The sequence below is a fragment of the Pseudonocardia yuanmonensis genome, from assembly GCF_039542425.1.
Taxonomy (GTDB): domain Bacteria; phylum Actinomycetota; class Actinomycetes; order Mycobacteriales; family Pseudonocardiaceae; genus Pseudonocardia; species Pseudonocardia yuanmonensis.
The window spans coordinates 68,707-94,004 of sequence record NZ_BAABIC010000022.1 but is presented as its reverse complement, the minus strand read 5'-3'; the positions used below and the strand labels follow the sequence as shown (position 1 = coordinate 94,004).

At 73.9% G+C, this 25,298-nt stretch carries 30 protein-coding genes, 3 tRNA genes and 1 pseudogene; 20 read left to right on the top strand and 14 right to left on the bottom strand.

The window, feature by feature from the left end:
- Positions 1–76 precede the first annotated feature (76 nt).
- From ABD990_RS26825 to ABD990_RS26815, 3 genes are all read left to right on the top strand, one after another.
- A complete protein-coding gene (locus ABD990_RS26825) occupies positions 77–1,357 on the top strand; it encodes a PucR family transcriptional regulator (RefSeq protein WP_345383525.1) in 1,281 nt (426 codons plus the stop codon).
- Positions 1,358–1,377: 20 nt separating this feature from the next.
- Complete coding sequence (locus ABD990_RS26820) at positions 1,378–2,613, top strand: serine hydrolase domain-containing protein (protein WP_345383524.1); 1,236 nt, start codon at positions 1,378–1,380, stop codon at positions 2,611–2,613.
- Positions 2,614–2,686: 73 nt separating this feature from the next.
- Positions 2,687–3,106: a phage holin family protein gene (locus tag ABD990_RS26815; RefSeq protein WP_345383523.1), complete on the top strand. Its 420-nt coding sequence runs from the start codon at positions 2,687–2,689 to the stop codon at positions 3,104–3,106.
- Positions 3,107–3,208: 102 nt separating this feature from the next.
- Here ABD990_RS26815 and tenA read toward each other — a convergent pair whose 3' ends face one another.
- The gene (tenA, locus tag ABD990_RS26810; RefSeq protein WP_345383522.1) at positions 3,209–3,877 is read right to left on the bottom strand and encodes a thiaminase II; all 669 of its coding nucleotides are present in this window, start codon (positions 3,875–3,877) and stop codon (positions 3,209–3,211) included.
- A 244-nt stretch (positions 3,878–4,121) separates the two neighbouring features.
- Between tenA and ABD990_RS26805 the strand changes: the two genes are divergently transcribed.
- Complete coding sequence (locus tag ABD990_RS26805; RefSeq protein WP_037046035.1) at positions 4,122–4,340, top strand: hypothetical protein; 219 nt, start codon at positions 4,122–4,124, stop codon at positions 4,338–4,340.
- A gap of 21 nt (positions 4,341–4,361) precedes the next feature.
- On the opposite strand, the gene ABD990_RS26800 is transcribed toward ABD990_RS26805, so the two are convergent.
- The 7 genes from ABD990_RS26800 to mrf all read right to left on the bottom strand — a co-directional run bounded on the left by ABD990_RS26800 (position 4,362) and on the right by mrf (position 12,813).
- Positions 4,362–4,643 (bottom strand): hypothetical protein, encoded by a 282-nt coding sequence (locus tag ABD990_RS26800; RefSeq protein WP_345383521.1) that lies wholly within the window; start codon positions 4,641–4,643, stop codon positions 4,362–4,364.
- Positions 4,644–4,970: 327 nt separating this feature from the next.
- Positions 4,971–6,608, bottom strand: a complete 1,638-nt coding sequence (locus tag ABD990_RS26795) for a class I adenylate-forming enzyme family protein (RefSeq protein WP_345383520.1) — start codon at positions 6,606–6,608, stop codon at positions 4,971–4,973.
- On the bottom strand, positions 6,605–7,900 hold the full coding sequence (locus ABD990_RS26790) for a cytochrome P450 (RefSeq protein WP_345383519.1): 1,296 nt from the start codon (positions 7,898–7,900) through the stop codon (positions 6,605–6,607). Before ABD990_RS26790 ends, ABD990_RS26795 begins: the two co-directional genes overlap by 4 nt.
- A 52-nt stretch (positions 7,901–7,952) precedes the next feature.
- Positions 7,953–11,006: a helix-turn-helix transcriptional regulator gene (locus ABD990_RS26785; protein WP_345383518.1), complete on the bottom strand. Its 3,054-nt coding sequence runs from the start codon at positions 11,004–11,006 to the stop codon at positions 7,953–7,955.
- 70 nt (positions 11,007–11,076) lie between these two features.
- The gene (locus tag ABD990_RS26780; RefSeq protein WP_345383517.1) at positions 11,077–11,289 is read right to left on the bottom strand and encodes a hypothetical protein; all 213 of its coding nucleotides are present in this window, start codon (positions 11,287–11,289) and stop codon (positions 11,077–11,079) included.
- A 91-nt stretch (positions 11,290–11,380) separates the two neighbouring features.
- Positions 11,381–11,563 (bottom strand): 50S ribosomal protein L32, encoded by a 183-nt coding sequence (gene rpmF / locus ABD990_RS26775; protein ID WP_345383516.1) that lies wholly within the window; start codon positions 11,561–11,563, stop codon positions 11,381–11,383.
- The gene (gene mrf / locus ABD990_RS26770; protein WP_345383515.1) at positions 11,563–12,813 is read right to left on the bottom strand and encodes a ribosome hibernation factor-recruiting GTPase MRF; all 1,251 of its coding nucleotides are present in this window, start codon (positions 12,811–12,813) and stop codon (positions 11,563–11,565) included. The genes rpmF and mrf overlap by 1 nt, the downstream gene beginning before the upstream one ends.
- Positions 12,814–12,913: 100 nt before the next feature.
- On the opposite strand from mrf, the gene rpmG (ABD990_RS26765) reads away from it, so the two are divergent.
- From rpmG (ABD990_RS26765) to ABD990_RS26720, 10 genes and pseudogenes are all read left to right on the top strand, one after another.
- Entirely contained in the window at positions 12,914–13,063 is a 150-nt protein-coding gene (gene rpmG, locus ABD990_RS26765) for a 50S ribosomal protein L33 (protein ID WP_269323010.1), read from the top strand.
- Positions 13,064–13,065: 2 nt separating this feature from the next.
- Positions 13,066–13,338, top strand: a pseudogene (gene rpsR / locus ABD990_RS26760) (30S ribosomal protein S18).
- A 4-nt stretch (positions 13,339–13,342) separates the two neighbouring features.
- Positions 13,343–13,579, top strand: a complete 237-nt coding sequence (gene rpmB / locus ABD990_RS26755; RefSeq protein ID WP_345383514.1) for a 50S ribosomal protein L28 — start codon at positions 13,343–13,345, stop codon at positions 13,577–13,579.
- A complete protein-coding gene (gene rpsN / locus ABD990_RS26750; RefSeq protein WP_345383513.1) occupies positions 13,579–13,884 on the top strand; it encodes a 30S ribosomal protein S14 in 306 nt (101 codons plus the stop codon). The genes rpmB and rpsN overlap by 1 nt, the downstream gene beginning before the upstream one ends.
- A gap of 941 nt (positions 13,885–14,825) precedes the next feature.
- Positions 14,826–14,901: transfer RNA gene (locus tag ABD990_RS26745), tRNA-Thr, on the top strand.
- Positions 14,902–14,928: 27 nt separating this feature from the next.
- Positions 14,929–15,001 (top strand) — tRNA-Met (locus ABD990_RS26740).
- 48 nt (positions 15,002–15,049) lie between these two features.
- Entirely contained in the window at positions 15,050–15,217 is a 168-nt protein-coding gene (gene rpmG, locus ABD990_RS26735) for a 50S ribosomal protein L33 (protein WP_232869006.1), read from the top strand.
- A gap of 17 nt (positions 15,218–15,234) precedes the next feature.
- The gene (locus tag ABD990_RS26730; RefSeq protein WP_345383512.1) at positions 15,235–15,672 is read left to right on the top strand and encodes an FAS1-like dehydratase domain-containing protein; all 438 of its coding nucleotides are present in this window, start codon (positions 15,235–15,237) and stop codon (positions 15,670–15,672) included.
- Positions 15,669–16,109, top strand: a complete 441-nt coding sequence (locus tag ABD990_RS26725) for a MaoC/PaaZ C-terminal domain-containing protein (protein ID WP_345383511.1) — start codon at positions 15,669–15,671, stop codon at positions 16,107–16,109. Before ABD990_RS26730 ends, ABD990_RS26725 begins: the two co-directional genes overlap by 4 nt.
- 99 nt (positions 16,110–16,208) lie before the next feature.
- Positions 16,209–16,418: a hypothetical protein gene (locus tag ABD990_RS26720; RefSeq protein ID WP_345383510.1), complete on the top strand. Its 210-nt coding sequence runs from the start codon at positions 16,209–16,211 to the stop codon at positions 16,416–16,418.
- A gap of 63 nt (positions 16,419–16,481) precedes the next feature.
- On the opposite strand, the gene ABD990_RS26715 is transcribed toward ABD990_RS26720, so the two are convergent.
- Positions 16,482–17,714: a pyridoxal phosphate-dependent aminotransferase gene (locus ABD990_RS26715; protein ID WP_345383509.1), complete on the bottom strand. Its 1,233-nt coding sequence runs from the start codon at positions 17,712–17,714 to the stop codon at positions 16,482–16,484.
- 200 nt (positions 17,715–17,914) lie between these two features.
- On the opposite strand from ABD990_RS26715, the gene ABD990_RS26710 reads away from it, so the two are divergent.
- The 5 genes from ABD990_RS26710 to rplA all read left to right on the top strand — a co-directional run bounded on the left by ABD990_RS26710 (position 17,915) and on the right by rplA (position 20,686).
- A tRNA-Trp gene (locus tag ABD990_RS26710) sits at positions 17,915–17,990 on the top strand.
- 61 nt (positions 17,991–18,051) lie between these two features.
- Positions 18,052–18,399, top strand: coding sequence for a preprotein translocase subunit SecE (gene secE, locus ABD990_RS26705; protein WP_345383508.1), 348 nt, complete (start codon positions 18,052–18,054; stop codon positions 18,397–18,399).
- Between the two features lie 58 nt (positions 18,400–18,457).
- Positions 18,458–19,408 carry a transcription termination/antitermination protein NusG gene (gene nusG, locus ABD990_RS26700; RefSeq protein WP_345383507.1) on the top strand — a complete coding sequence of 317 codons (951 nt, stop codon included), beginning with the start codon at positions 18,458–18,460 and terminating at the stop codon, positions 19,406–19,408.
- A 65-nt stretch (positions 19,409–19,473) separates the two neighbouring features.
- Positions 19,474–19,905 (top strand): 50S ribosomal protein L11, encoded by a 432-nt coding sequence (rplK, locus tag ABD990_RS26695; protein WP_345383506.1) that lies wholly within the window; start codon positions 19,474–19,476, stop codon positions 19,903–19,905.
- A gap of 64 nt (positions 19,906–19,969) precedes the next feature.
- A complete protein-coding gene (gene rplA, locus ABD990_RS26690; RefSeq protein ID WP_345383505.1) occupies positions 19,970–20,686 on the top strand; it encodes a 50S ribosomal protein L1 in 717 nt (238 codons plus the stop codon).
- Between the two features lie 77 nt (positions 20,687–20,763).
- On the opposite strand, the gene ABD990_RS26685 is transcribed toward rplA, so the two are convergent.
- Together ABD990_RS26685 and yczR are read right to left on the bottom strand one after the other, a co-directional pair.
- Complete coding sequence (locus ABD990_RS26685) at positions 20,764–21,858, bottom strand: CaiB/BaiF CoA transferase family protein (RefSeq protein WP_345383504.1); 1,095 nt, start codon at positions 21,856–21,858, stop codon at positions 20,764–20,766.
- Positions 21,859–21,946: 88 nt separating this feature from the next.
- A complete protein-coding gene (gene yczR, locus ABD990_RS26680) occupies positions 21,947–23,467 on the bottom strand; it encodes a MocR-like transcription factor YczR (protein WP_345383503.1) in 1,521 nt (506 codons plus the stop codon).
- Positions 23,468–23,485: 18 nt separating this feature from the next.
- Between yczR and ABD990_RS26675 the strand changes: the two genes are divergently transcribed.
- Entirely contained in the window at positions 23,486–23,710 is a 225-nt protein-coding gene (locus tag ABD990_RS26675; RefSeq protein ID WP_345383502.1) for a hypothetical protein, read from the top strand.
- On the opposite strand, the gene ABD990_RS26670 is transcribed toward ABD990_RS26675, so the two are convergent.
- The 3 genes from ABD990_RS26670 to ABD990_RS26660 form a co-directional block, all read right to left on the bottom strand.
- Positions 23,679–23,990 (bottom strand): hypothetical protein, encoded by a 312-nt coding sequence (locus ABD990_RS26670; RefSeq protein WP_345383501.1) that lies wholly within the window; start codon positions 23,988–23,990, stop codon positions 23,679–23,681. The two genes, ABD990_RS26675 and ABD990_RS26670, sit on opposite strands and share 32 nt — an antisense overlap.
- 114 nt (positions 23,991–24,104) lie before the next feature.
- Positions 24,105–24,515, bottom strand: coding sequence for a sterol carrier protein (locus tag ABD990_RS26665; protein WP_345383500.1), 411 nt, complete (start codon positions 24,513–24,515; stop codon positions 24,105–24,107).
- 99 nt (positions 24,516–24,614) lie between these two features.
- Positions 24,615–25,274, bottom strand: a complete 660-nt coding sequence (locus tag ABD990_RS26660; protein WP_345383499.1) for a response regulator — start codon at positions 25,272–25,274, stop codon at positions 24,615–24,617.
- Between the last annotated feature and the right edge of the window lie 24 nt (positions 25,275–25,298).

Genomic DNA, 25,298 nt, shown 5'->3' with positions numbered 1-25,298 from the left:
GGCGCCGGCGTCGCGCCCGGCCGGGCTCGCCCGTGCGGGCAGTTGCCGAACGTTCGGCAGGACGTACTGTGGGGGCGTGCCGCCACCGTCGACGGACGTCTCCCCGGCCGGGCTCGCCCAGGTGGGCGGCTGCGTGCGGGCGATCGCCGTGGCCCTGGGCCGCCGCGTCGTCGAGATCGCGCTCGACCTGCGCCAGCTGATGGCCACGGAGATCGCCGAGCTGGACGGCGACCCGCGGATCGTCGAGCTGCTCGGCGCCTCGGTCGAGGGCAACGTCGAGACGATCCTGCACATGCTCGCGCACGAGATCCCGGCCGAGCGGATGGAACCGCCGTCGGCCGCATTCGAGTACGCGCGCCGGCTGGCCCAGCGCGGGGTCCCGGTCAACGCGTTGCTGCGCGCCTACCGGGTCGGCCACGACCGGCTGCTGCGCTGGATGTTCGCCGAGCTCGACCGGCGCCGGGAGGACCCGGTGGTGGCGCTCGGTGTCGCCCGCAAGATGGTCGGCGACACCTTCGGCTACGTCGACTGGATCTGTCAGCAGGTCGCCGAGGTCTACGAGGAGGAGCGCGAGCGCTGGCTCGCCAACCGGGACACGCTGCGCGCGGGCCGGGTCCGGGCGCTGCTCGACGGCGACGGCCCGGCGGACCTCGACGCGCTCGAGACCACCCTGGGCTACGGGCTGCGCGGCCGGCACCTCGCGCTCGTGGCCTGGTCCGGCGAGGGGGAGGGTGCGGCCGTCGTCCGGCTCGTCCGGGCGCTGGCCGAGCGGACCGGTTGCCGGGGCCGTCCGCTCTGCGTGGCCTACGACCACGCGACGACCTGGGCCTGGCTCCCCCTGGGCCGCGAGGCCGGGGTGGCCGACCTGTCCCGGGCCGTGGAGGCCCTCGCCGAGGACGGCGGGCCGGCCGTGCGTTTCGCCGTCGGCGACCCGGGGACCGGGGTGGCCGGGTTCCGCGAGAGCCACCGGCAGGCCGTCCGGGCGCAGACCGTGGCCCTCGCCGCCGGCGACGACGCCCGGACCCTGACGACCTTCACGGACGTCGGCGCCGTGGCCCTGCTCTGCGCCGACCTGGAGGCCGCGCGCACCTGGGTGGCCGACACGCTCGGCGGCCTCGCCGCGGACGACCCGCAGCGCGCCCGGCTGCGCGAGACGCTGCGGGTGTTCCTCGCCGCGGGCGGCAGCTACACCACGGCGGCCGAGCAGCTGACGATGCACAAGAACTCGGTGCGTTACCGGGTGGGCCGCGCCGAGCGGGAGCGCGGCCGTCCCCTCACCGAGGGCAGGATCGATCTCGAGCTGGCCCTGCTGGCCTGCCGCTGGCTCGGCCGCGCGGTGCTCACACCCGCCCGCTGATGGTGGGTAGTGTCGCGATCGTGAGCGCTCTGAAGACCGAGGTCGAGCCGGACGAGGTCGGGCTCGACGCACAGCGGCTGGACCGCATCGGGACCCACTTCGCGAAGTACGTCGACTCCGGCAGGCTCGCCGGCTGGTCCGTCGCCGTCGCCCGCCGCGGCAAGGTCGCGTACGTCGCGCACCACGGGCTCCGAGACGTCGAGGCCGGGCTCCCGGTCACCGACGACACCATCTGGCGCATCTACTCGATGACCAAGCCGATCACCTCGGTCGCCGCGCTGATGCTGTGGGAGGAGGGCGCGCTCGAGCTCACCGACCCGGTCTCGCGGTACATCCCGTCCTTCGCCGACACCCGCGTCTACCGGTCGGGCTCCGCGCTCAACCCGGGCACCGACCCCGTGGTCGAGCCGATCCGGGTCTGGCACCTGCTCACCCACACGTCCGGCCTGACCTACGGCTTCCACCACGCCCACCCGGTCGACGAGATGTACCGCGGCAAGGGCCACGAGTTCGGTGCGCCGCGCGGGCACGACCTCGCCACCGCCTGCGACACCTGGGCGAGCATCCCGCTGCTGTTCCAGCCGGGCACCGAGTGGAACTACAGCGTCTCGACGGACGTGCTGGGCCGGGTCGTGGAGGTCGCCTCGGGCATGTCGCTCGCGGCCTTCTTCCGCGAGCGGATCCTCGACCCGCTCGGCATGACCGACACCGGCTTCCACGTCTCGGGCGAGGAGGACCTCGGGCGGCTCGCCACGCTGTACGTGCCGAAGCCCGGCGGCGGGCTGGTCCGCAGCGGCGCGATGGCCGAGGCCATCACCCGGGAGCCGACCTTCCTGTCCGGCGGCGGCGGGCTCGCCTCGACGCTGTACGACTACCACCGCTTCACCCAGATGCTCGCCCGCGGCGGCGAGCTCGACGGCGTGCGCCTGCTCGGCCCGCGCACCCTCGCCTACGCCACGCGCAACCATCTGCCCGGCGGCGCCGACCTGGAGACCATCGGTCGGCCGATCTTCGCGGAGTCCACCTACCAGGGCACGGGCTTCGGGCTGGGGTTCTCGGTCGTGGTAGACCCCGCGGCGGGCAAGCAGCTGCAGGGGCTCGGCGAGTACGGCTGGGGCGGGCTGGCCAGCACCGCCTTCTACGTCGACCCGGTCGACGAGCTCTCCGTCGTGTTCATGACCCAGCTGATGCCGTCGAGCACCTACCCGATCCGCCCGCAGCTGCGGGTGCTGGTGTCCCAGGCGGTGGTCTCGTGAGCGAGCTTGCGAGCTCACCACTCAACACAGCAGCGCCGCGAACGCGACCGACGAGCGCCAGCGAGGAGGGCTCGTGAGCTGGGTGGACGAGCGCGAGGGCTCCTGGGTCCTCGCGTTCGTCGTCCGGGTGGTCGTGGTCGCGGTCGCGCTGTGGGTCGCGACCTGGCTGGTCGACGGCATCGAGCTGGGCGGCAGCTCGACGGGCGCCCGGGTGGGCACGCTGGTCCTGGTCGCGCTGATCTTCGGGCTGGTCAACGCGTTCCTCAAGCCCGTGATCAAGATCCTGAGCTGCCCGCTGTACATCCTCACGCTCGGGCTGTTCGGGCTGGTCGTCAACGCATTGCTGTTCTGGCTGGTCGGCACGTTCGCCTCGCGGATCGGCCTGCCCTTCGTCGTCGACGGCTTCTGGCCGGGCTTCTGGGGCGCCATCGTCGTCGCGATCGTCGGCTTCGTCCTGCACCTGCTCATCCCGGACCGCTTCGACCAGCGCTGACCGGCGCTGACCGGCGCTGACCGGCGCTGACCGGCGCTGACCGGCGGACGCGCCGCGTGCGCGGTGAGTGGTGCCGGAGCACCGCTCACGCGCACGGCGGGGTCAGACGGGCCAGCCCTCCTCGCGGTAGCCGCCGTCCCAGAACATCCACTCGTAGCGGCTGGTCGTCGTGAAGTGCGCCCGCATCCGGGCGAGCTCGGCGTCGGAGACCGACTCGCCCAGGCGGTTCGTCGCGGCCAGCACGGCGTCGACGACGGCCTGGAACTCCGCACCGCCGTACGTGCCGATCCACCGGGCGTACAGCGGGTCCGGGGATCCAACCTCGACCAGGTGCTCGCCGACCTTCGCGTAGATCCAGTAGCAGGGGAGCACCGCCGCGACCGCCTCCGCGTACGAGCCGGAGTACGCCGTGGCGAGCAGGTAGCTGACGTAGGCCTGGGTGGCCGGGGCGACCGGCAGGGCCATCGCCTGCTCGGCGGTCAGGTCCAGCTTGCCGAGCAGCTCGGTGTGCAGCTCCTGCTCCGCGGCGATCGCGCCGCCGGCGTGCGCGCAGAACATCGCCAGGTCGTCCTCGTCCGGCGCCTTCGCCGCGCACAGGGCGAGCGCGCGGGCGTAGCCGCGCAGGTAGTGGGAGTCCTGCACGATGTAGTGCCGGAAGGCCGAGTGCGGCAGCGTGCCGTCCGTCAGTCCGGTGACGAACGGGTGGGCCAGGATCGCGGCGTAGACGTCCTCGACGTCGCTCCACAGGACGTCGGTCGTGCGGGTGCTCATGCCCGGAACCGTAGGGCCCGCAGCAGATCCGCCGGTGTGGCGTGGACCACCCGCCGAGTGATCATGTGCGCGTGGGGTAGTCGCGTTCTGACAGCTCGTGCGCTCAGAGTGAGAGCCTCGTCACTCTTCGGGTACCATGACACCTGCCGGTAAACGGGGTGGGTCACGATGGGACACCACGGATGGCGACTCAGCGCTGAGCGCGCGCCGGCCCGCACGTCCTTCCTCCACGGAGGTGAGTGGAATGAGTCCCGTCCCCATGGACCATCACGAGAAGATGCGGCTGCGCGCGGCCGCGTTCCGGGTCACCCGGCTGTACCCCGGCCCCGTCGGTGAGGTGCTCTCCCGCGAGCTCCTGACCTGGGAGGAGTTCGGGTACCGGCTCGGCGGCGGCCAGCTCGTCATGCGGCTGGTCGACCACGTGCTGAAGACCCCGCTCAACCAGGACGGCGTCGCGGCCTGACCGTCCCGGGGCGACCGGCCGTCACTCCGTCGGCATCCCCGCGGGGTCCTGCAGGGTCGTCACCGTGGTCGCTGCGGGGCCGCTCGGCACCGTGCCGTCGGCCGACGCGGCCACGGCGCCACCGAGCACCAGCATCGCCGCGAGGGTGGCCAGGCTGCCCGCCCGGGCCGCGACCGTGTAGGCCGCCGTGGCGGCACCGTGCACCACCGGGGACGCCCTGAGCGTGCGTCGGTCGGCGTGCTGGATCGCCACCGGACGCAGCAGCCGCTCCGCCGACGCGGGCGCCGCGGGAAGGCGGAGCACCTCGTGCGGGTCGGGCTGTGCCCGGTGTGCACCCGGAAGGGGCGAGCGGCCAGGTCGCGCTCGCCGGTCCGGGAACCCACCGTGCCCCGGCACCCGCGGCCGCGGAACCGCCGGAAGGGCGACCGTGGGCTGCTCCTCCCGACGGGCGTGGCACGGACCCGGCACGGGGCGACGGGCCGGGGTGGCGGGCAGCACGGTCACGTCCGGTTCATCGTGATGTCACACACCGCCGTTAACGCACCCCGGCCGCCTCACCCGATCGGTGTGATCCGCCCTGACGAGTGCGACCCCGGCGCTCGGCCGACCGGTCGGGCGGACCGATCTCCCCTACAACCGTTCCCGCAGCTCCCGCTTGAGCACCTTCCCCGCCGCCGACACCGGGATCTCGTCGACCAGCCGGATCTCGCGCAGCCGCTTGTAGGGCAGGACCTGCGCGTTCACCGCCTCCATGAGCTGTGCGGCCTCGGCCTCGGTGCGGCCCGGCGCCACCACGAACGCCACCGGCAGCTCTCCGACGTTCACGTCCGGCCGGCCGACGACCGCCGCCCCGACCACACCCGGCTGCCGGAACAGCAGCTCCTCCAGCTCGCGGGGGTACACGTTGTAGCCCTTGTAGAGCAGCATGTCCTTCTTGCGGTCGACGATCCGCAGGTACCCGTCCTCGTCGAGCACGCCGACGTCGCCCGTGTGCAGCCAGCCGTCCCGCAGCGCCGCCGCGGTCTCCTCCGGCCGGTCCTTGTACCCGACCATGACCTGAGGGCCGCGGATGCAGACCTCGCCCTCGGTGCCGGTCGGGACCGGGTTCCCCTCGTCGTCGACGATCCGGATCTCGGTGTCGGCGACGGGCGGGCCGACGGTGCCGGCCTTGCGGACCGCGGAGCGCGCGCTCGGGTTCTGGGTCGCGCCCATCGTGACCTCGGTGAGTCCGTAGCCCTCGACGATCACGAGGTCCTCGCCGAGCCGGCGCTGGAGTGCCTCGATCAGCTCCACCGGCAGCGGAGCGGCTCCCGAGCTGAGTGCGCGGACCGAGGAGAGGTCCCGCGTGGCGAAGTCCGGGTGCCGCAGCAGCGCGGCGTAGAGCGGCGGGGCACCGCCCATCGAGGTGGCCCGGAACCGCTCGACGTCCGCCAGGTAGGCGGCCGGGTCGAACCGCTCGTGCAGCACGCTGGTGGTGCCGGAGAGCAGCGGGATGTTGAGCCCGCCCACCGTGCCCATCGCGTGGAACCAGGGCGTGATGTTGACGACGGCGGCGGTGCCGAACCGCACCGGGAACTCCTCGGGCGGGCCCTGGTCGACGAGGACGAGGCCGCCCTGCTCGTCGAGCTCCGGCCGGGCGCCGGAGCCCGCGCACGCGTACTGCAGGACGTTGACCACCACGTTGCGGTGCGGCAGCTGCACACCCTTCGACCGCCCCGTGGTCCCGCCCGTGTAGGCGAGGTGGGCGAGGTCGCGGTGGACGTCGATCTCCACGGCGGGCGGCTCGGTGGGCGCCTGCGCGTGGAACTCCTCGAAGTCCGTCGCACCGGCCGCGGTGAGCCGCACGGTCGGGTCGACGGCCTGCTCCCGGTTCGTGACCAGCGCGAACTTGACGCGCGTCTGGTCGCGCACCGCGGCGAACGTCGGGTACGCGGCCTCCCAGCTCACCAGCGCGACCGCGCCGGCGTCGGCCAGCTGGGCCGCCAGGTCCGCCGGCGGCAGCAGCGGGTTGGCCGGGGTGAAGGTCGCCCCGGCGAGCTGGATGCCGTAGTAGGCGATCGCGTACTGCGGGCAGTTCGGCAGGTGGATCGCGACCACATCGCCGCGGCCGACGCCCTGCTCGCGCAGCGCGTGCGCGAAGGCCGAGGCCCGTGCGAACAGCTGGGTGTAGGTCAGGTCGCGGCCGTAGTAGTGCACGGCCGCGCGGTCGCCGTAGCGCCGCGCGGAACCGGCGAGGACCGCGCCGACGGGCACCTCGGGGTAGATCACCGGGCCCCTCCGGCGGTGAACGCGACGGGCAGGTGCTTGATGCCGTTGATGAACATGGACCGCAGCCGCTGCGGCTCCCCGGTGACGTGGATGTCCGGGACCCGGGTGAGCAGCTCGCGGAACATCACCGCCATCTCCCGGCGGGCCAGGTGGGCGCCCAGGCAGAAGTGCGGGCCGGGGCCCCCGAAGCCGACGTGCGGGTTCGGCGAGCGCCGGACGTCGAACCGGTCCGGGTCGGGGAAGTGCGCGGGATCGCGGTTCGCCGCCCAGTAGAAGAGGGCGACCTTGTCGCCCGCCGCCAGCTCCTTGCCGCCGAGCACCGCATTCCGGGCGAGCGTGCGCCGCATGTAGATCACCGGCGAGGCGAGCCGGACGATCTCGTCGATCGCGGTCGGGGTGACGCCGTCGAGATCGGCGAGCCAGGCGGCGCGCTGGTCCGGGTTGTCCGTGAGGAACTTCAGGCCCCAGCTGATCGCGTTGCGGGTGGTCTCGTTGCCCGCCACCACCAGCAGGACGAAGAAGCTGGCCAGCTCGTCCGGGGTGAGGCGCTCGCCGTCGATCTCCGCGTTGACGAGCGCGGACGTGACGTCGTCCGTGGGGTTCTTCTCCCGCGCCGCGCCGAGCTCCTTCATCAGGGCCGCGAGCTCGCCGCCCGCGGTGAGCAGGGCGGTGATGACGTCCGTGCCCTCCGGCACGTACTCCGGGTCCTGCGCCCCGAGGATCACGTTCGTGCGGTCGAACACGAAGCGGTGCTGGCTCTCGGGGATGCCCATCATGTCGCAGACGATCTTCAGCGGCAGCCGGGCGGAGATCTCGGTGACGGCGTCGCACTCGCCGCGGTCGATCACGTCGTCGACGATCCGGGTCGCCGACCGCTGCACGTCCTCCGTGAGCTGGGCGAGCCGGCGCGGGGTGAAGCCGCGCGAGACGATCCGGCGCAGCCGGGCGTGCCGCGGGTCGTCCATGTTGATCATCGAGCCGAAGAACTCCGCGAACTCCGGCGGCTGGTCGACGACCGAGGTCGAGCCCGAGCCCGAGGTGAAGACCTGCGGGGTCCGGCTGGCCTCGACGATGTCGTCGAGCCGGGTCAGCGCGAAGAATCCCGGGCCCGGCTCGAGGTGGCCGAAGTCCGGCTCGGGGTAGAAGGGGATCGGCTCGTTGGTGCGCAGCCAGGCGAAGGCGGCGGCCCGCTCCTCGACGGGCACGGTCCAGAACCCCTCGACGTCCGAGAGGTCCGGGCGCCCGCCCGGGCCGACGGCCGTCGGATCCGTGGTGGTTGCGTCAGTGGACATGCGTGCGGTCCCTCCTGCCGGTCCGCGGTGACCGGCGCCACGCACACCATAGTTACTGAACGGTAGATCGGGGAGGGATGAGCCCCCGTTCGTACCCGATCGCCACCGCGTCCGTGCGGCCCGCGGCGCCGAGCTTCGCCATGACCCGGGACAGGTGCACGCTGACCGTCTTCTCACTGATGTAGAGGGCCTCGCCGACCTGCCGGTTCGTGCGTCCCTCGGCCACCAGCGCCAGCACCGCGCGTTCCCGCGGGGTGAGGGGGCCGGTCCCGTCCGCGACGGGCTCGGACCGCGTCCGCCGCGACCCCGCCCGCTCCCGGACGTCCGCGGCCCGCGCGCGCAGCGGGTCCGCGCCGAGCCGGTCGGCGGTGGCGACGGCGGCGTCGAGGTCCGCGACGGCCTCCTCCCGGAGCCGGGCGGCCGCCGCCCGGTCCTCGGTGCGGCCGGCGGCGGCGAGCAGGGCCTCGGCGCGCCGGACCCGCGCCTCGGCCTCCCGGTACGGCTCGCCGTAGCCGAACGCATCGAGCACGCCCGTCCACGTGGCCGCGTCCGCCTCGCCGTGCACCCGGTCCCGCTCGGCGCGGGCCCGGGCCAGCCACGCCCGCCCCTCGACGCCCAGGGAGCCCGACCGCGGGATGCCTTTCTCGGCCGCCTCCTCCGCGCTCGCGAGGAGCCGCTCGGCCGGCTCGTGCGCGCCCTCGGGCAGGGCGCCGAGGCCGAGCGCGGCGAGCATGATCGCCGCGATGTGGTGCGGCACGAGGCGGTCGAGGTCGGCGAGGGCGGTCTCCGCCCGGCGCAGCGCCTCCGCCGGCTCGCCCCGCCACAGCGCCGCCTCGACGCCGGCCCCGCCGAGCAGGAGGACGACCTGGTCGTCCTCCTGCTCGCGGGAGTCCAGCTCGGCCCAGCGCCGCTCGGCCTCCGTGAGCCGGCCGCGCGCGACCTCGACCAGCAGACCCGCGGCGGCGAGCCGGCCGGCGACGACCGGTGCCACCATCGCGCCGCCGAGCCGGGCGGTCCGTTCCGCGGCGTCCCAGTCGCCGGCGACGAACTCGCTCATCAGCCGGGCGACCCGCATGTCCATGCCGTAGCCGCTCCACGTGGTCCCGGTCTCGGTGGCCCGCCGGCCACCCGCCGCGAACTCCGCGGCCGCCGCGGCCGCGGAGCCCTCCTCCAGGAGCGACATCCCCCGGTTGTAGAAGATCCGCAGCTCGACGCCGATGTTCCCCGAGCCGCGGGCCAGCGGCAGCGCCTCGGACAGCAGCTCCCGGCTGCGCGGGCCGCGGCCCTCGAACTCCTCGACGACGGCCAGGCTGATCAGCGCGTCCGCCTCGGCGGCCGCGACGTCCTGCAGCGCCTCGGCGAGGGCCGTCTCCGGGTCCGCGTCCCCGTGCTCGCCGTGCGGCGCGGCGGTGCCCGCGCGCAGGGCGGCGGCGACCTCCTGCGCGATCCGCAGGGCGGCCTCGCCGTGCTCGCGAACGCCGGGCACGTGGTCCGCGCGCCAGAGCGCGCGGGCCAGGACGGCGTGCGCCCAGGCGAGATCGGCGGTGGGCGGACCCTCTGCGAGGAGGTCGATCGCCTCCCGGACGGCGGCCGCCGCGGCCGCGGTGCCCTCGGTGCGCTCGAGCAGCCGGATGGCGTGCCGGACCCGGACCTCGGCGGCGCGCGCACGGTCCGCGGTGGCGTCGGCCAGCTCGAGGGCGCGGCTGCTCAGGGCGATGCCGCGGTCCGGGTCTCCGGTCGCGCTCGCCGCGTACGCCGCCCACAGCGTGACGGTGATCTCGTCCGTGCCGGTGACCGCCTCCGCCCCGGGCACCGCGGACCACAGCTCGACGGCCCGTTCGGCGTGCCGCAGGACCTCGGCCGGCGCCCCCACCCGGTCGGCCTCGCGGGCCGCGCGCACGGAGGCGGCGAGCGCGCGGGGCAGGTCGTGCGCGGCGAGGGCGTGGTGGGCGAGGGCGGCCGCGGGCGAGGCGCCGACGGGCGACGGGCGGCCCGGCGGCGCGGGCTGCTCGAGCCGCGTGGACAGCAGGTCGGCGTAGCGGGAGTGGATCCGCGCCCGTTCGCCGGGCAGCAGGTCCCCGTAGACCGCCTCGCGCAGCAGCGCGTGCCGGAAGGCGAGATCGCCCCGCTCGTCCGGCACGAGGACGTGATGGGCCACCGCCTCGCGGACGGCCTCCTCGAACTCCGCGGTGCCGAGCCCGCTGACCTCGGCCAACGTCGCGTCGGCGACGCTGCGGCCGGCCACCGAGGCGACCCGCAGCACCTGCCGCGCGGGTGTCGGCAGCCGCTCGAACCGCGCCAGCAGGACGTCCGTGAGCGCCTCGGGCAGCCCGCCGCCGCCCCCGGCCGCCGACACCAGTTCCTCGGCGAAGAACGCGTTGCCCTCGCTGCGCCGGGCCAGCCGGTGCAGCTCGCGCTCCTCCAGCCCGAGACCGCCGGCGAGGGCGGTGACCAGGGCGAGCGCGTCCGCCGGCGGCAGCGGCGCGAGCTCCAGCCGCTCGATGGCGGGCAGCCGCACCAGCTCGGCGAGCACCGGCCGCAGCGGGTGTCGCCGGTGCAGGTCGTCCGCCCGGTAGGTGGCCACGACGAGCAGCCGACCCGCGCCGAGCCGGGACAGCAGGAAGACGAGCAGGTCGCGGCTCGACCGGTCCGCCCAGTGCAGGTCCTCGAGGACCAGCAGCACGGGCGGTCCCTCACCGGCGACCGTGTCGAGGGCGGAGAGCAGCGCCTCGAACACCTGCAACTGGCCCAGCTCACGGCCGCCGCGCTCCGCGGCCGACTCGCCGGGAACGAGCCGCAGCAGCCCGGGATGCCGCGCGGCCAGCTCCGGGTGCTCGGCGAGCAGCCGGCCGACGATCTCGGTGAACGGCAGGTACGGCAGCTCCACGCCCGCGGTCTCGATGCACCGCCCGAGCAGGACGAGCGCGCCCGCGGCACCCGCCTCGGCGGACAGCTCGGCGATCAGCCGGGACTTCCCCACCCCGGCGTCCCCGGACAGCAGGACGCCCGTGCCCCGCCCGGAGCGCGCCCGATCGAGCGCAGCCGCGAGGACGGACCGCTCGGCCCCCCGGCCGACCAGCCCGATCCCCACCCCCGGACGTGGCACGGACGTCATGCTCGCACGCGCCCCCGACGGTTCCGCGCGAGTTCCGTGCCGTCCGCGCGGAGCGTCCCCCTCACGCCGCGCGGCACTGCCCCGTGACCGACACCGCCGCGGACGTCTCGGACTTCTCGTGCGGCACCGGCGGGGGCGCGGGGAACCGCGGTGCGCGCGGCGGCTCGCGGCGGCCCCTCCGCCAGAGCCGGGCGAGCCGGGCGAGGCGGATGCGGTCGGCCTCGGCCAGGAGGGCGCTGCGGTGCTCGTCGACCATCGTCTGCAGGAAGACCATGACGATGACACTCCGCCTGAGGGGCCGCCGCGGACATCGGTCGGTCACGCCGTCCCACGGGCGCCCCGACGCCCTTACCTGAGGGCGTGCCTTACCCCTCGGGGTGGAGCAGGCCTCGCCGGTACGCGGGCAGCAGCCGGCGCGGGACCAGGTGCCGCCGCCCGTCCACGGTGACCGGGACCAGGTCGGGTGCGGTGTCGCGCACCGCACGGCGCCACTGCGCCCGCCGTGACCGGGTGTTGCTGCGCGAGGTCCGCCGCGTGGGAACGGCCATCAGGACTCCTCTCCTCGGGACCGCCCGGCCTCTCGGCCGGCCGGGTCGTGGCCTGCGGGTTCGGGGTCGCCGCAGGGGTCGGTGTGCCAGAACCCGAAGGGATCGGGCAGCGCCGGCCAGGTCTCCTCACCGGCGGCGAGCTCGGCGTCGGTGAGCAGGGCGGACCGCAGCCCGGCCTCGATCGCGTCGAGGCCGTCGCCGTCGAGCGCGTGGGCCAGCACGACGACGTCCTGTGCCCGGTCGCCGAAGCGCGGGTGCCAGCCGAGCGCGGCGAGCGCCCGCCGCTCGTCGGACACGTCGTCCCAGGCTCCGGGCTCCTGCCCGGCGAGCCACTCGCCGGCGTACCCGATCCGCAGCCCGCCGCCGGCGGACTCCAGCCACAGGACGTCGTCCGGCCGGGTGGCGAGCCAGATCCGCCCGCGGGTCCGCACGACGCCGTCCAGCAGCAGGTCGATCGCCTCGTGCAGCCGGTCGGGGTGGAAGGGTCGGCGCGCGGAGAAGACGAGCAGCCGCACCCCGCAGTCGGCGGTCAGCGGCGGAGCGCCGCGCAGCAACGGCCCGTGGACGTCGTCCGGCCGGCCGCGACGGGCACCGGCGCGGGCGCGGCGCAGCAGGATCCCGTCGTCGTCGAGCTCGGCGAGGCGGAGGCGCAGGGCCGTGGGCGCCAGCCGCTCGAGCACGGCGTCGACGCGGGCCTGCTCCCAGGCCGGGGCGGCGCCGGTGTGCACGAGGAGGTCGGCGAACTCGGCCTGCGCCACGGCGACCTGGGCGACCGTGCGCTCGTCGTCGGGCAGGTCGGCGAGGCCGCGCTCGGCGACGGGCTCGTCGCCGGTGGCGTCGTCGAGCCAGGTGGCGGCGTCGATCGCGGTGATCACCCCACGCAGGTCCACGAGGTCGGTGAGCACGACGTCGTCGACCAGGACGTGCGCCAGCGCCCAGCACACCTGCTCGGGCTCCAGCGCGGGATCGAGGTGCAGCACGACGCGGCGGACCCGCCCCGCCAGCCGGCGCAGCGTCGGCAGGAGGTCCTCGCGCAGCGTGCAGGAGACGCAGCCGTGGGCCAGTTCCAGCTCGGTCCGGGTGTCGGTGTCGCGGTCGCGGATCCGCCGGTGCAGCCGCCCGCGGGCGAGGTCCTGCAGGGCGTGGTGCACGACCACGACGTCCGGGTCGGCGGCGCGCAGCCGGGCGACGACACGCTCCACGCCCTCGGCGTTCAGGCCCGTGACCACGAGCAGTTCGGTGTCGGGCATGGGGCCTCCTCGGGAAGGGGACGGGGTCGGCGAGTGTTACCGTAAATGACAATCGTTCCCAATACGAGAGGAGGGTGGCGTGGCCGCCAAGTCCACCGCCGTGCGTCCCGTCGTGAAGATGCGTTCGACCGCCGGCACGGGCACGACCTACGTGACCCGCAAGAACCGCCGCAACGACCCCGACCGGCTCGTGCTGCGCAAGTACGACCCGGTGGTCCGCCGACACGTCGAGTTCCGCGAGGAGCGGTGAGGATGCGTCCCGTCCGCCCCCTGCGGAAGAAGGTCGACCCGCTGCACGCCCGGGGCCTGACCGAGGTCGACTGGAAGGACACCGCGCTCCATGCGGACCTTCGTCTCCGACCGCGGCAAGATCCGGGCTCGCACGCGATCGAGCGTGCGAGATCGCGATCGGCACAGCACGGGCGAAGCGGCCTGACGCCGCAGCAGCAGCGCCAGGTGGCCGTCGCGATCCGCAACGCGCGGGAGATGGCCCTGCTGCCCTCCCCGAACGCAGGGCGGGGGTGAGGGCGTGTCCCGCAGGTGTCAGCTGACCGGCCGCGAGCCCGGGTTCGGCCGACGGGTCTCGCACTCGCACCGGCGCAGCCCGCGCCGGTTCGACGCGAACGTGCAGGACCGTCGCTACTGGCTGCCGTCGGAGAACCGGCACGTCCGGCTCCGGCTCTCGGCGAAGGCGATCAAGTTGGTCGACCGGATCGGCGTCGACGCCGCGGTGGCGCGTATCCGCGCGCGGGGGGAGAAGGTCTGATGGCGACGACCGCGAAGATCGCCCGCAACGAGCGGCGCAAGGAGATCGTGGCCCGCCACGCGGAGCGGCGCCGGGAGCTGAAGCGGATCATCGCCCGGCCCTCGACGCCGGAGGCCGAGCGGGAGGCGGCGGTGCGCGAGCTGCGCCGCCGGCCCCGCGACGCCAGCGCGACTCGCGTCCGCAACCGGGACTCGACCGACGGCCGTCCCCGCGGGTACGTGGGGAGGTTCGGCGTCTCGCGGGTGCGCCTGCGTGAGCTCGCGCACGCCGGGATGCTGCCCGGAGTCACCAAGTCCTCCTGGTGACACGGCGGCCACCGCGACCCGCGCGGGGTCGTCGGGTGAGCGGGTGGATCGGGGTGGTGTCGCGCAGGCCGACTCATCGGCGTGACGACACCGCTCCGCCCGCGACGCTCCGCCCGTCCCCGCGCCAGACCGGCCGGTCCACATCCATCTGGACCTGGCGCACCCGTTCCTGCCGCCTTGCGCACCCGGCCGGGTCGTCCACATCCGCCCGGGCCTCGCACATCCGCTCCTGCCGCGCGCGGCACACCCGTCGAGGTCGTCCACATCCAGCCGGGCCTCGCGCACCCGTTCCTGCCGCCCGGCACACCCGTCGGGTGCCTCGCACACCCCGTCGCCGGCGTGCGTCGCGCTCCTTCGGATGTGGGAGGTCTCCGATCTCGGTCCGGAACGGCGGTCGACCGTGGTCACTCACGATGGAGACCGCCGGGCGCGGTCGGACCGGGGAAGGCTCCGCGCCGTGTCCCGGCGCCACACCCGGAGATGCGCGCCACATCCTGTCGACGGGATGTGTCGCCGACCTCCCGGATGTGCGAGCGCTCCGCAACGGGTGTGAGGCGCCTCGCCGAGTGCGTCCGCCGGATGTGTGATGCCGTCATGGCGAGTGCTCGAGCTGCCCGCGCCCGCTCCTGCCGCCCGGCATAGCCGCCGAGTGCCTCGCGCACCCGCCGACCGCCCGGCACACCCACCGGCTGCCTCGCACACCTGCCGGTTGCCTCGCACACCTGCCGGGTGCCTCGCACACCCGGCGGGTGCCGCACGCGCCTGCCGGGTGCCTCGCACACCCCGTCGACGGTCTGCGTCACGCCCCTTCGGGGGCAACTTCGGGCGGTCACGGCGGTCGAGCTGCGGAAACGGGGAGGGGCACCCCCGGGTTGGCGGCCCGCGGAGGGGGTTGTGTAGAGTTCTGCAGGTCCGACGGGGAAGTCCTCGGAGGGCGTGCCGCCCCTTTAGCTCAGTCGGCAGAGCGTCTCCATGGTAAGGAGAAGGTCTACGGTTCGATTCCGTAAAGGGGCTCCAGCGAGGTAGGTGTGACCGGCTTCGCGAGGCGGTGTAGCTCAGTCGGTAGAGCAAGCGGCTCATAATCGCTGTGTCGCCGGTTCAAGTCCGGCCACCGCTACACACACGATCCGAGCTCGAAGCAGGAATTAAGCAGGAGGCACCCGCGATGGCGAAGGCCACCGACGTCCGGCCGAAGATCACGCTGGCGTGCGAGCAGTGCAAGCACCGGAACTACATCACCAAGAAGAACCGGCGCAACGATCCCGACCGGCTCGAGATCAAGAAGTTCTGCCCGAACTGCGGCACGCACCGCGCCCACCGCGAGACCCGCTGAGTCCGGACGGGTCGGCAGTGCCCGACGAGTCCTTCGTCGGCCGTTCCCTCCCGGCCGCCGGGCCCTTCCAGGTCGGCCGGGAGAAGATCCGCGAGTTCGCCGCGGCGATCGGGGACACCTCCCCGCTCAGCCGTGATCTCGACGCCGCGCGCGCGGCCGGTCACCCCGACCTGGTCGCGCCGCCGACGTTCTCGACGACCTTCACCATGCCGCTGATCGAGGCGTTCCTCCGGGACCCCGACTTCGGCTGGGACTACACGCGGATGGTCCACGGCGACCAGCGCATCACCTTCCACCGCGCGATCCACGGCGGGGACGAGCTGTTCACCACCATCCACGTCGACGAGCTGCGCACCCGCGCGGGCAGCCACATGCTGACCCTGCGCTGCGAGGTCGCCGACGCCGAGGGGGCACCCGTCGCCACCACGAGCTCGCTGCTGGTGACCCAGGCATGAGCACCCCGCCGAACCCCGCCGCGGTGCAGAAGGGCGACGAGCTGCCGCCGCTGCGCGTGCACCTCACCCGCACGGACCTGGTCCGCTACGCCGGAGCCTCGGGCGACTTCAACCCGATCCACTGGAGCGACCGCGTCGCCGGTGTCGCCGGGCTGCCCGGCGTGATCGCGCACGGGATGCTGACCATGGCCGTGGCCGGCCGGGTCGTCACCGACTGGATCGGCGACGCCTCCCTGGTCCGCAGCTACGGCACCCGCTTCACCCGCCCCGTCGTCGTCCCGGACGACGACACCGGCGCCCTCGTGGAGTTCACGGGGACGGTCGCGGACGTCACCGGGTCGGACGGTGTCCGCGTCGCGCGGATCGACGTCAAGGCCCTGTTCGAGGGCAAGTCCGTGCTGGGTAGGGCCACCGCGGAGGTCGTCCTCCCCGACTGAGGCACCGTGCGTCTCCGGTTGCCGTGATCGTCGTCGGGGTCGATGCTGCCTTCCGTCCCGGGTCCGCGAGGGCCCGCACCGCACGGAGGGAGCACCAACGTGAAGTTCGGGAAGCTGGTGGACAAGGCCTGGGAGGAGAAGACGGCCGCCGAGATCCTCAAGGCCCCGCCGTCGGCTCTCGAGGGCCTCACCGAGAAGCACGACGAGGCGCTGGCCGCCCTCGGCATCAAGTCGGTCGGCGACCTGGCGAAGTGGAAGTACTTCCAGCGCGCCACCGCGCTCGCCGCCCTGGCCGAGCTCGACAAGTAGGTCCCCCCACGCGCGAGGGGCGGGCGCCGCGACCGGCGCCCGCCCCTCGTGTCGTGTCCGCCCCTACTGGGCCTCGCGCAGCAGCGCGCCCATCCGCTCGACGCCGGTCTTCAGGTCGTCGTCGCCCAGGGCGTAGGACAGCCGGAAGAAGCCGGGGGTGCCGAACGCCTCGCCCGGCACCACGGCGACCTCGGCGTGCTCCAGCACCGCGGCGGCCAGGTCGAGGCTGGTCTCGATCTTCTGCCCGCGGATCTGCTTGCCGAGCAGCTCGCCCACGGCCGGGTAGGCGTAGAACGCGCCCTTCGGGGTGGGGCACTGCACGCCCGGGATCGCCGAGAGCAGCTCGACGATCGTGCGGCGGCGGCGGTCGAAGGCGGTGCGCATCTCGTCGACCGCGTCGAGCGGGCCGGTCAGCGCCTCGATCGCGGCCCGCTGCGACACGTTGGCGACGTTCGACGACAGGTGGCTCTGCAGGTTGGTGGCGGCCTTGACGACGTCCGCGGGGCCGGCCATCCAGCCGACCCGCCAGCCGGTCATCGCGTAGGTCTTGGCCACGCCGTTGAGCACCACGCAGGTGTCGGCCAGCTCCGGCACGGCGACGGGCATCGAGACGGCCTCGGCGCCGTCGTAGACCAGGTGCTCGTAGATCTCGTCCGTGACCACCCAGATGCCGTGCTCCACGGCCCAGCGGCCGACGGCCTCGGTGAGCTCGCGGGGGGCCACGGCGCCGGTCGGGTTCGACGGCGAGCACCACAGCAGCGCCTTGGTGGCCGGGGTGCGCGCGGCCTCGAGCTGGTCGACCGAGGGCAGGTAGTCCGCCTCGGGTCCGGTGACGACGACCTTGGTCACGCCGCCGGCCAGGGCGATCGCCTCGGGGTAGGTGGTCCAGTACGGGGCCGGGAGGATGACCTCGTCGCCCGGGTCGAGCAGGGTGGCGAAGGTCTGGTAGACGGCCTGCTTGCCGCCGTTGGTCACCAGGACCTGGTTCGCGGCGATCTCGTAGCCGGAGTCCCGCTTGGTCTTCTCCACGATCGCGGCCTTGAGCTCCGGGAGCCCGCCGGCGGGGGAGTAGCGGTGGTTGCGCGGGTCCGCGGCCGCCTCCTGCGCCGCGGCCACGATCGCCGGCGGGGTGGGGAAGTCCGGCTCGCCGGCGCCGAAGCCGATCACCGGGCGGCCCTCGGCCTTGAGCGCCTTGGCCTTCGCGTCGACGGCGAGGGTCGCCGACTCGGCGATCCCCCCGATGCGGGCGGAGATCCGTGGCTTCTGCGCTGAAGAGGCTGCACTGGGTGCGGACATGGCCCTCATCCTCGCGCACCCCGCGTATGCTCGCGCGAGCGGGTTTCGGCCCCGCAGGCCCTGTCGGACGCTCCCCGGGGGCCGCGGGTGAAGGGCCCCGGACCGGGTGCCGTACACTCTCCTTCGCCGGGCGCACCGGATCTTCCGGTGTGCCTGCTCCGAACCCGTCGGGTCCCCGACGTGACGGGCCGGGGCAGCGTAGGGGTGTAGCTCAACTGGCAGAGCAGCGGTCTCCAAAACCGCAGGTTGCAGGTTCAAGTCCTGTCACCCCTGCCACCTGGGACGACAGCAGGAACGAGACGAGGGGGCGGGCGTCTGCCCGCCGGTGAGGACGAGTGTGAGCGACGAGCGGGAGACCGGGCGGGAGCGCCCGACGTCCGCGGCCGACCGCCGCGGGCGGCGCACGTCGTCCTCGTCCGGCTCCGGCGCGGTCACCGCGCCGGGCAAGGGCCGCCCGACGCCCTCGCGAGGTGGCGGGGCGCCGCGCAAGGCGTCGCCCGTCGCCAGACTGGTCCGCTTCCTCCGCGAGGTCGTGGCGGAGCTGCGCAAGGTCATCTGGCCCACGCGCAAGCAGCTGGTGACCTACACGATCGTCGTGCTCATCTTCGTCGCCTTCATGGTCGCGCTCGTGTCGCTCCTGGACTGGGTGTTCGGGCTGGGCGTGCAGGCCCTGTTCGGCGCCTAACCTTGTACCCGGGACCCCGATCGAGCACGATGACGCTGACGAAGGAAGCGAGAAGCACGTGACCTCCCCAGACGGCCGGCCGGCCGAGGACGAGACGACGGTGCAGGACACCGACGTCGAGGTGGCTTACGGCGCCGAGGCCTCCGACAGCTCGGACAGCGGCATCGACCCCGCCGACACCGACACCGCCGCCGAGGCGGTCGAGGCCGAGGAGGCGGAGGACGCCCTCACGGACGCCGGGGAGGTCGACTTCGGCTCCGACGCGGCCGCGGCCGTCCCGACCGGGGAGGCGCAGGCCGACCCGGGCGACCTCGAGGCGGGCGCGGACGGCGAGGGCGCGGACGGCGAGGGCGCTGCCGGTGCCGTCGAGGCGCCGGAGGAAGAGGTCGACCCGGTCGAGGAGATGAAGCAGGCGCTGCGCCGCGCCCCCGGCGACTGGTACGTCGTCCACTCCTACGCGGGCTACGAGAACAAGGTGAAGCAGAACCTCGAGACCCGGGTGCAGACCCTGGACGTCGAGGACTACATCTACCAGGTCGAGGTGCCCACCGAGGAGGTCACCGAGATCAAGAACGGCCAGCGCAAGCAGGTGCAGCGCAAGGTGCTGCCCGGCTACATCCTGGTCCGGATGGAGCTCAACGACCAGTCGTGGGGCGCCGTCCGCAACACCCCGGGCGTCACCGGCTTCGTCGGGGCCACCTCGCGGCCGTCGCCGCTGGCCCTGGACGAGGTGCTGAAGTTCCTGCTGCCCAAGCAGGAGGCGCCGAAGGAGAAGGCCGCCGCGACCGCGGGCACGGGCGGTGCGACCGCCGGCACCGGCGGCGGAGCCCAGGTCGAGGTCGACTTCGAGGTCGGCGAGTCGGTCACCGTCATGGACGGCCCGTTCGCGACCCTCCCGGCCACGATCAACGAGGTCAACGTCGACGCGCAGAAGCTGAAGGTGCTCGTGTCCATCTTCGGCCGCGAGACGCCCGTCGAGCTGGCCTTCAGTCAGGTCTCCAAGATCTGACGGTGCACGAACTCCGCCGCGGCGGGCAGGTCCGCGGCGCGTAGGACGATCACGAGGAAACAAGGATGCCACCCAAGAAGCGGAAGCTCTCCGCGATCATCAAGCTCCAGATCAAGGCCGGCGCGGCCACGCCGGCCCCGCCGGTCGGCCCCGCGCTGGGTCAGCACGGCGTGAACATCATGGAGTTCTGCAAGGCGTACAACGCCGCCACCGAGGCCCAGCGCGGCGACGTGGTGCCGGTCGAGATCTCGGTGTATGAGGACCGCTCGTTCACCTTCGAGCTCAAGACCCCGCCCGCCGCGAAGCTGCTGCTCAAGGCGGCCGGCGTGGAGAAGGGCTCCGGCGAGCCGCACAAGACCAAGGTTGCCTCCGTGACCATGGACCAGGTGCGGGAGATCGCGCAGACCAAGATGCGCGACCTCAACGCCAACGACCTGGACCAGGCCGCGAAGATCATCGCCGGCACCGCCCGGTCGATGGGCATCACGGTCAACTGACCCACTCAGCACGCGTGGGAGAGCCGGGCGCGGCTCCTACCACGATCTTCGAGAAGGACTGAAGATGGCAAAGCGCAGCAAGATCTACGAGCAGGCCGCGGCCAAGATCGACCGCGACACCCTGTACTCGCCCCTCGAGGCCGCCAAGCTGGCCAAGGAGACCTCGAGCAGCAAGATGGACGCGACCGTCGAGGTCGCCATGCGGCTGGGCGTCGACCCGCGCAAGGCCGACCAGATGGTCCGCGGGACCGTGAACCTGCCCCACGGGACCGGTAAGACCGCCCGCGTCATCGTGTTCGCGGTCGGCGACAAGGCCGCCGAGGCCGAGGCCGCCGGTGCGGACGTCGTCGGCGCCGAGGACCTGATCGAGCGGATCCAGGGCGGCTGGCTGGACTTCGACGCCGCGATCGCGACCCCCGACCAGATGGCGAAGGTCGGCCGCATCGCCCGCATCCTCGGCCCGCGCGGCCTGATGCCGAACCCGAAGACCGGCACCGTCACCCCGGACGTCACCAAGGCCGTCAGCGACATCAAGGGCGGCAAGATCAACTTCCGGGTGGACAAGCAGGCCAACCTGCACCTCGTCATCGGCAAGGCCTCGTTCGACACCGAGAAGCTGGTGGAGAACTACGGCGCCGCTCTCGACGAGATCCTGCGGGCCAAGCCGTCCGCGGCGAAGGGCCGCTACATCAAGAAGATCACCGTCTCGACGACCACGGGCCCGGGTATCCCGGTCGACCCGAACCGCACCCGCAACCTGCTGGTCGACGACACCGTCTGATCGTCCCGCCGGTGCGCCGGCACACGAAGGCCCCCTCCGGGATCCGGAGGGGGCCTTCGTCGTTCGACGAGTGGACGTCAGGTCCAGTCGGCCAGGACCTGGTCGACGGACTCCGGCTCGGCGGGCCGGCCCGGGACCTCGGTCCGGGTGCGCGAGAAGCGCGGGGCCGGGGCGACCTGCGGGGTGTCGTCCGGGCTGACGATCGTGTTCCGGGCGGCCATGTGCGGGTGCTGCGCCACCTCGCCGAAGGCCAGCACCGGGGTGGTGCAGGCGTCCGTGCCGTCGAAGATCGCGGCCCACTCGTCGCGGGTCTTCGTCCTGAAGACCTCGGTGAACCGCTCCTTGATGGCCGGCCAGGACGGGATGTCCATCTGCGGCGGCAGCTCGGCGGGGTCGATCTCCAGGCCCTTGAGGAGCTCGGCGTAGAACTGCGGCTCGATCGCCCCGACGGCCATGAACTTGCCGTCGGCGCAGGTGTAGGTGTCGTAGAAGGGGGCGTAGCCGTCGAGCATGTTGCTGGCCGGCTGGTCCTGCCAGAACTTCTGCCCGAGCATCCCCCACACCATCTGCACGAGCAGGCTGGCGCCGTCGACCATCGCGGTGTCGACGACCTGGCCCTCGCCGGAGCCGCGGGCCTCGTACAGCGCCGCGAGAACGCCGATGACCAGCAGCATCGAGCCGCCGCCGAAGTCGCCGACCAGGTTGAGCGGCGGTACCGGGCGCTCGCCGTTCCCGCGCCCGATGGCGTGCAGCGCGCCTGTGAGCGAGATGTAGTTGATGTCGTGGCCGGCCCGGTCCGCCATCGGTCCGTCCTGACCCCAGCCGGTCATCCGGCCGTAGACCAGGCGCGGGTTGCGCGCGTGGCAGTCCGCGGGGCCCACGCCGAGCCGCTCGGTGACGCCGGGCCGGTAGCCCTCGAGCAGCACGTCGGCCTTCTCGACGAGCTTGAGCACCGTCTCGCGGCCCTCCGGGGTCTTCAGGTCCGCGGCCACGCGCCGCCGCCCGCGCAGGGTCGGGTCGACGTCGCCGCCGATCTTCAGGCCGCCCGGCCGGTCGATCCGGACCACCTCGGCGCCCAGGTCGCCGAGGATCATCGCCGCGTGCGGCCCGGGTCCGATGCCCGCGAGCTCGACGACCCGTACGCCCGCGAGGGGTCCGCTCCGAGTGCCCACTTCCATCCTCCTCATCGATCGATCGTTCAGGACTCTACGGGTCCGGCGGCCCCGGGTCAGCGGTCCGGACCACAGATCCGCACTTCGCTCACGCCACGGCGATCTGGTCCGCCGCCGCCCGGTCCGGCTGGTGCCGCAGACCCTGCCACGCCGCCGTGAGCCGATCGAGCGCGGCGGCGGCCTGCTCGGGGCGCAACGTGTAGGGCAGCCGGACGTACCGCTCGAAGGCGCCGTCGACGCCGAACCGGGGCCCGGCGGCCAGCAGGACGTCGTGCCGGCGGGCGGCGCCGGCCAGCAGGCTCGACACCGGCTGGCCCAGGTCCACCCACAGGCTCAACCCGCCCGACGGGTGGTTGGGTCGCCACTGCGGGAAGTCCGCGGCGAGTCGGCGCTGCAGGTCGGCGCGGGCCATGCGCAGCGTCTCCTGCCGCTCGGTCACCACCGCCTCCACCTCGCCCAGCAGCCGGGCCGTCACGATCTGGTCGAGCACCGCCCCACCGAGGTCGATCGACGGCCGGAGCGCGGCCAGCCGGCGCACGAGCGAGGCCGAGGTGCGGATCCAGCCGATGCGCAGCCCGCCCCAGAACACCTTGCTCGCCGAGCCGATCGTGATCAGCAGCGCCGAGTCCGGTGCGTGCCGGGCGACCGGGTCGGGCACCGGGACGTCGAGCGGCAGCTCGGTCAGGGTCTCGTCGACGACGATGGGGGTGCGCGTGCGCCGCGCCAGGGAGACCACGCCCTGGCGGATCTCCGGCGGCATCACCGCGCCCGTGGGGTTGTGGAAGTCCGGGACCAGGTAGCACAGGGCGGGATGGGTGTCCCGCACCGTCGCGGTGAGCAGGTCGAGGTCCCACGCCGGCTCCCGGTCCCCGGGGCTCAGCGGCACCGGGACGGGCCGGGCGCCGCGGCTGCGGATCGCGTCGAGTGCGTTCGGGTAGGTCGGGTGCTCGACGAGAACCCGGTCGCCCGGCCCGGCCAGCAGCGTCAGCACCAGCGCGATCGCGTGCTGGGCACCGGAGGTGACCAGGATCTGGTCCGGTGTCGTCGGCACGCCGCGCTCGGTGAAGCGCCGCGCCACCGCCTCCCGCATCGCCGGGATGCCGGAGAGGGTGTAGCCGTGGCCGCAGATGTGCCCGTCGAGCTCGGCCACGGCCGCCGCGGCGGCGCGCCGGATCGCGTCCGTCGGCGCGGCGAGCGCCGCGTGCGCGAGGTCGGTGAGCCCGCCCCCGGTGAGCGGCGAGAACGGGGTCTCGGCGGCGGCGGCGCCGGTGGGTCCCGGGACGCGGGTCCAGCTGCCGGAGCCGCGCCGGCTCTCGAGGAAGGCGTCGGCCCGCAGGGCCTCGTAGGCGGCGGCCACCGTCGTCCGGCTGACGTCCAGGGCGGCCGCGAGCTCACGCTCCGCCGGAATTCGGGTGCCGAGCGGGAGCCGGCCGTCCAGGATGAGGAGCCGGACGCGCTCGGTCAGCGCCGCGGCCAGCCCGCGCTGGTCGTCCGGCCGCCAGGTACCCAGCAGTCGGGCGAAGCTCGGGCCACCGATCCGGCGAGTGCCGGGATCCAGGGGGTCCACCCAGTCCACCTCCGCGAAATTGGCCATGGAGAACCAGGCCAATACTGTCAGAGTGGAGCCATGACAGCGACGATCCTGCTCTCGGTCCTGACCCTCATCGCGATCCTGGCGCCGCGCTACGGCGCCGACAGCCGCAACCTGCGCGAGCGGCCGCACTACACGGCGACGCCGTGGGGCGACGTCAAGAAGCTGCTGCGCCGACTGGAGGACGCCGCCGCGCGGCCGCAACGGGCCGGTCCCCGGCTCCGGCGACTCAGGTCCGGTACTCCCAGTGGTTCTGCATGAGCACCTCGTCCGTGCGGTCGGCGTCGTCCCGGATCTCCGCGCGGTAGTAGTAGCGGCCCGGCTGCCAGCCGTCCTTCTCGGCGACGACCTGCAGGTACTCCGTGGCCCAGCGGTGCCACTCGTCGACGTCCCGGGGCACGGGGTCCGGGGCGTCGCACACCACGGTCGTGAAGTCGTGCAGCCGGCCGCGCAGCGAGGTCCACATCCGGACGTCGAGGAAGAGCGTCTCGGGCAGCCCGCCCGCGGTCCGCTCGCCGGACCCCGTCTGCTCTCCGTCCACGCCACGCCTCCCGGGGACGGGCCCGTGGTGGGCCCGCAGGGAGTATTGATCATCGGTGCGGCCCGGGCGCCGGGGTGTGCCCGGACCTCACCGGATCGTGCTACGCGGGGGAGCTCACGCGGCCAGCAGGTCCGCGCGGCCCTTCTCCTCGAGCATGCCCTTGTACGGCCCGAACAGGCCCTTCGCCAGCGGCAGCACCTTGAGCAGCTTGGCGACCGGGCCCTTCGCGCGGACCTGGCCCTTCGCCAGCGCCACCGGCAGCACGACCTTGCCGAGCCAGAACCGGTTGCCGGTGTCGGCGCTCATGAACAGCTCGACGTTCGGCTCCGGGCCGTTGCCCGCGCCCTCGTGGATCTCCGAGTTCGGCATGTCCACGGTCAGCACGGCCTCGGGGTCGGAGTAGGTGATGCGCAGGACCACCCCGGACGGCCTCAGCTTCTCGACGAGGGCCGCGTCCTCCATGCCCAACCGGAAGACCCCGCCCAGGTACTCGTACACCTCGGCCTCGTTCTGGAACGCCGCCACGTCGCAGCCCCTTTCGCTCGCTTGCCGGGGAGTCTGGCCCGCCCGGGCCACCGGCGGCGACTCCCCGGCCGGGCCACGCCTGGCCCGCACGGACCGGGCTCAGGGGCGGTGGTCGTCGAGCAGCCCGGCCCGGCCCGCGAGCGCGGCCGCCTCGATCCGGTTCGCCGCGCCGAGCTTGTGCAGCAGCGAGGCGATCATCCGCTTCGCGGTGCGCTCGCTGACCAGCATCGGCCGGGCGATCTCGCTGGTCTCCAGGCCGCGGGCGAGCAGCCGCCACAGCTCGACGTCCCGCTCGGAGAGGGTGTCGAGCACGCCGTCGGCCGTGCGGTCCGCGGAGGCGAGGAGCGCGTCGAGCAGCTCCCCGCGGACGACCTTCACCCCGGCGAGCAGGGACAGCAGCGGGGCGACGAGCACCGCGGGATCGGCGGACTTGGCGAGGTACCCGTCCGCCCCGGCGCGCAGGGCGGCGGCGGCCAGGTCCAGGTCCTCCGTGCCGGAGAGGGCCAGCACCTTCGTCGCGGGGTAGGCGGCCTTGATCCGGCGGATCGTCTCGACGCCGCCGAGCGGCGGCAGTGCGAGGTCCACCACGGCGATGTCCGCCCGGTTCTTCCCGACGAGCGCGACGGCCTCCTCGCCGGCCGTCGCCGAGCCGGCGACCCGGAAGGTCTCGCCCGCGCGGGACTCCAGCAGGAGGGCCAGGCCCTGGGCGAACAGCGCGTGGTCGTCCACGATGACGACGGTGTGGGGCCCCTCCTGCACGGACCGGAGCCTAATCAGGCCTAG

Bases quoted from the DNA above. Each gene is read 5' to 3' on its own strand.
- rplA (WP_345383505.1), top strand. From the start codon at position 19,970: ATGGCAAAGCGCAGCAAGATCTACGAGCAGGCCGCGGCCAAGATCGAC.
- ABD990_RS26675 (WP_345383502.1), top strand. From the start codon at position 23,486: ATGACAGCGACGATCCTGCTCTCGGTCCTGACCCTCATCGCGATCCTG.
- ABD990_RS26725 (WP_345383511.1), top strand. From the start codon at position 15,669: ATGAGCACCCCGCCGAACCCCGCCGCGGTGCAGAAGGGCGACGAGCTG.
- ABD990_RS26790 (WP_345383519.1), bottom strand. From the start codon at position 7,900: ATGTCCACTGACGCAACCACCACGGATCCGACGGCCGTCGGCCCGGGC.
- ABD990_RS26715 (WP_345383509.1), bottom strand. From the start codon at position 17,714: ATGTCCGCACCCAGTGCAGCCTCTTCAGCGCAGAAGCCACGGATCTCC.
- mrf (WP_345383515.1), bottom strand. From the start codon at position 12,813: ATGCCCGACACCGAACTGCTCGTGGTCACGGGCCTGAACGCCGAGGGC.
- rpsN (WP_345383513.1), top strand. From the start codon at position 13,579: ATGGCGACGACCGCGAAGATCGCCCGCAACGAGCGGCGCAAGGAGATC.
- rpmG (WP_232869006.1), top strand. From the start codon at position 15,050: ATGGCGAAGGCCACCGACGTCCGGCCGAAGATCACGCTGGCGTGCGAG.
- ABD990_RS26780 (WP_345383517.1), bottom strand. From the start codon at position 11,289: ATGGTCTTCCTGCAGACGATGGTCGACGAGCACCGCAGCGCCCTCCTG.
- tenA (WP_345383522.1), bottom strand. From the start codon at position 3,877: ATGAGCACCCGCACGACCGACGTCCTGTGGAGCGACGTCGAGGACGTC.
- rplK (WP_345383506.1), top strand. From the start codon at position 19,474: ATGCCACCCAAGAAGCGGAAGCTCTCCGCGATCATCAAGCTCCAGATC.
- rpmF (WP_345383516.1), bottom strand. From the start codon at position 11,563: ATGGCCGTTCCCACGCGGCGGACCTCGCGCAGCAACACCCGGTCACGG.
- ABD990_RS26805 (WP_037046035.1), top strand. From the start codon at position 4,122: ATGAGTCCCGTCCCCATGGACCATCACGAGAAGATGCGGCTGCGCGCG.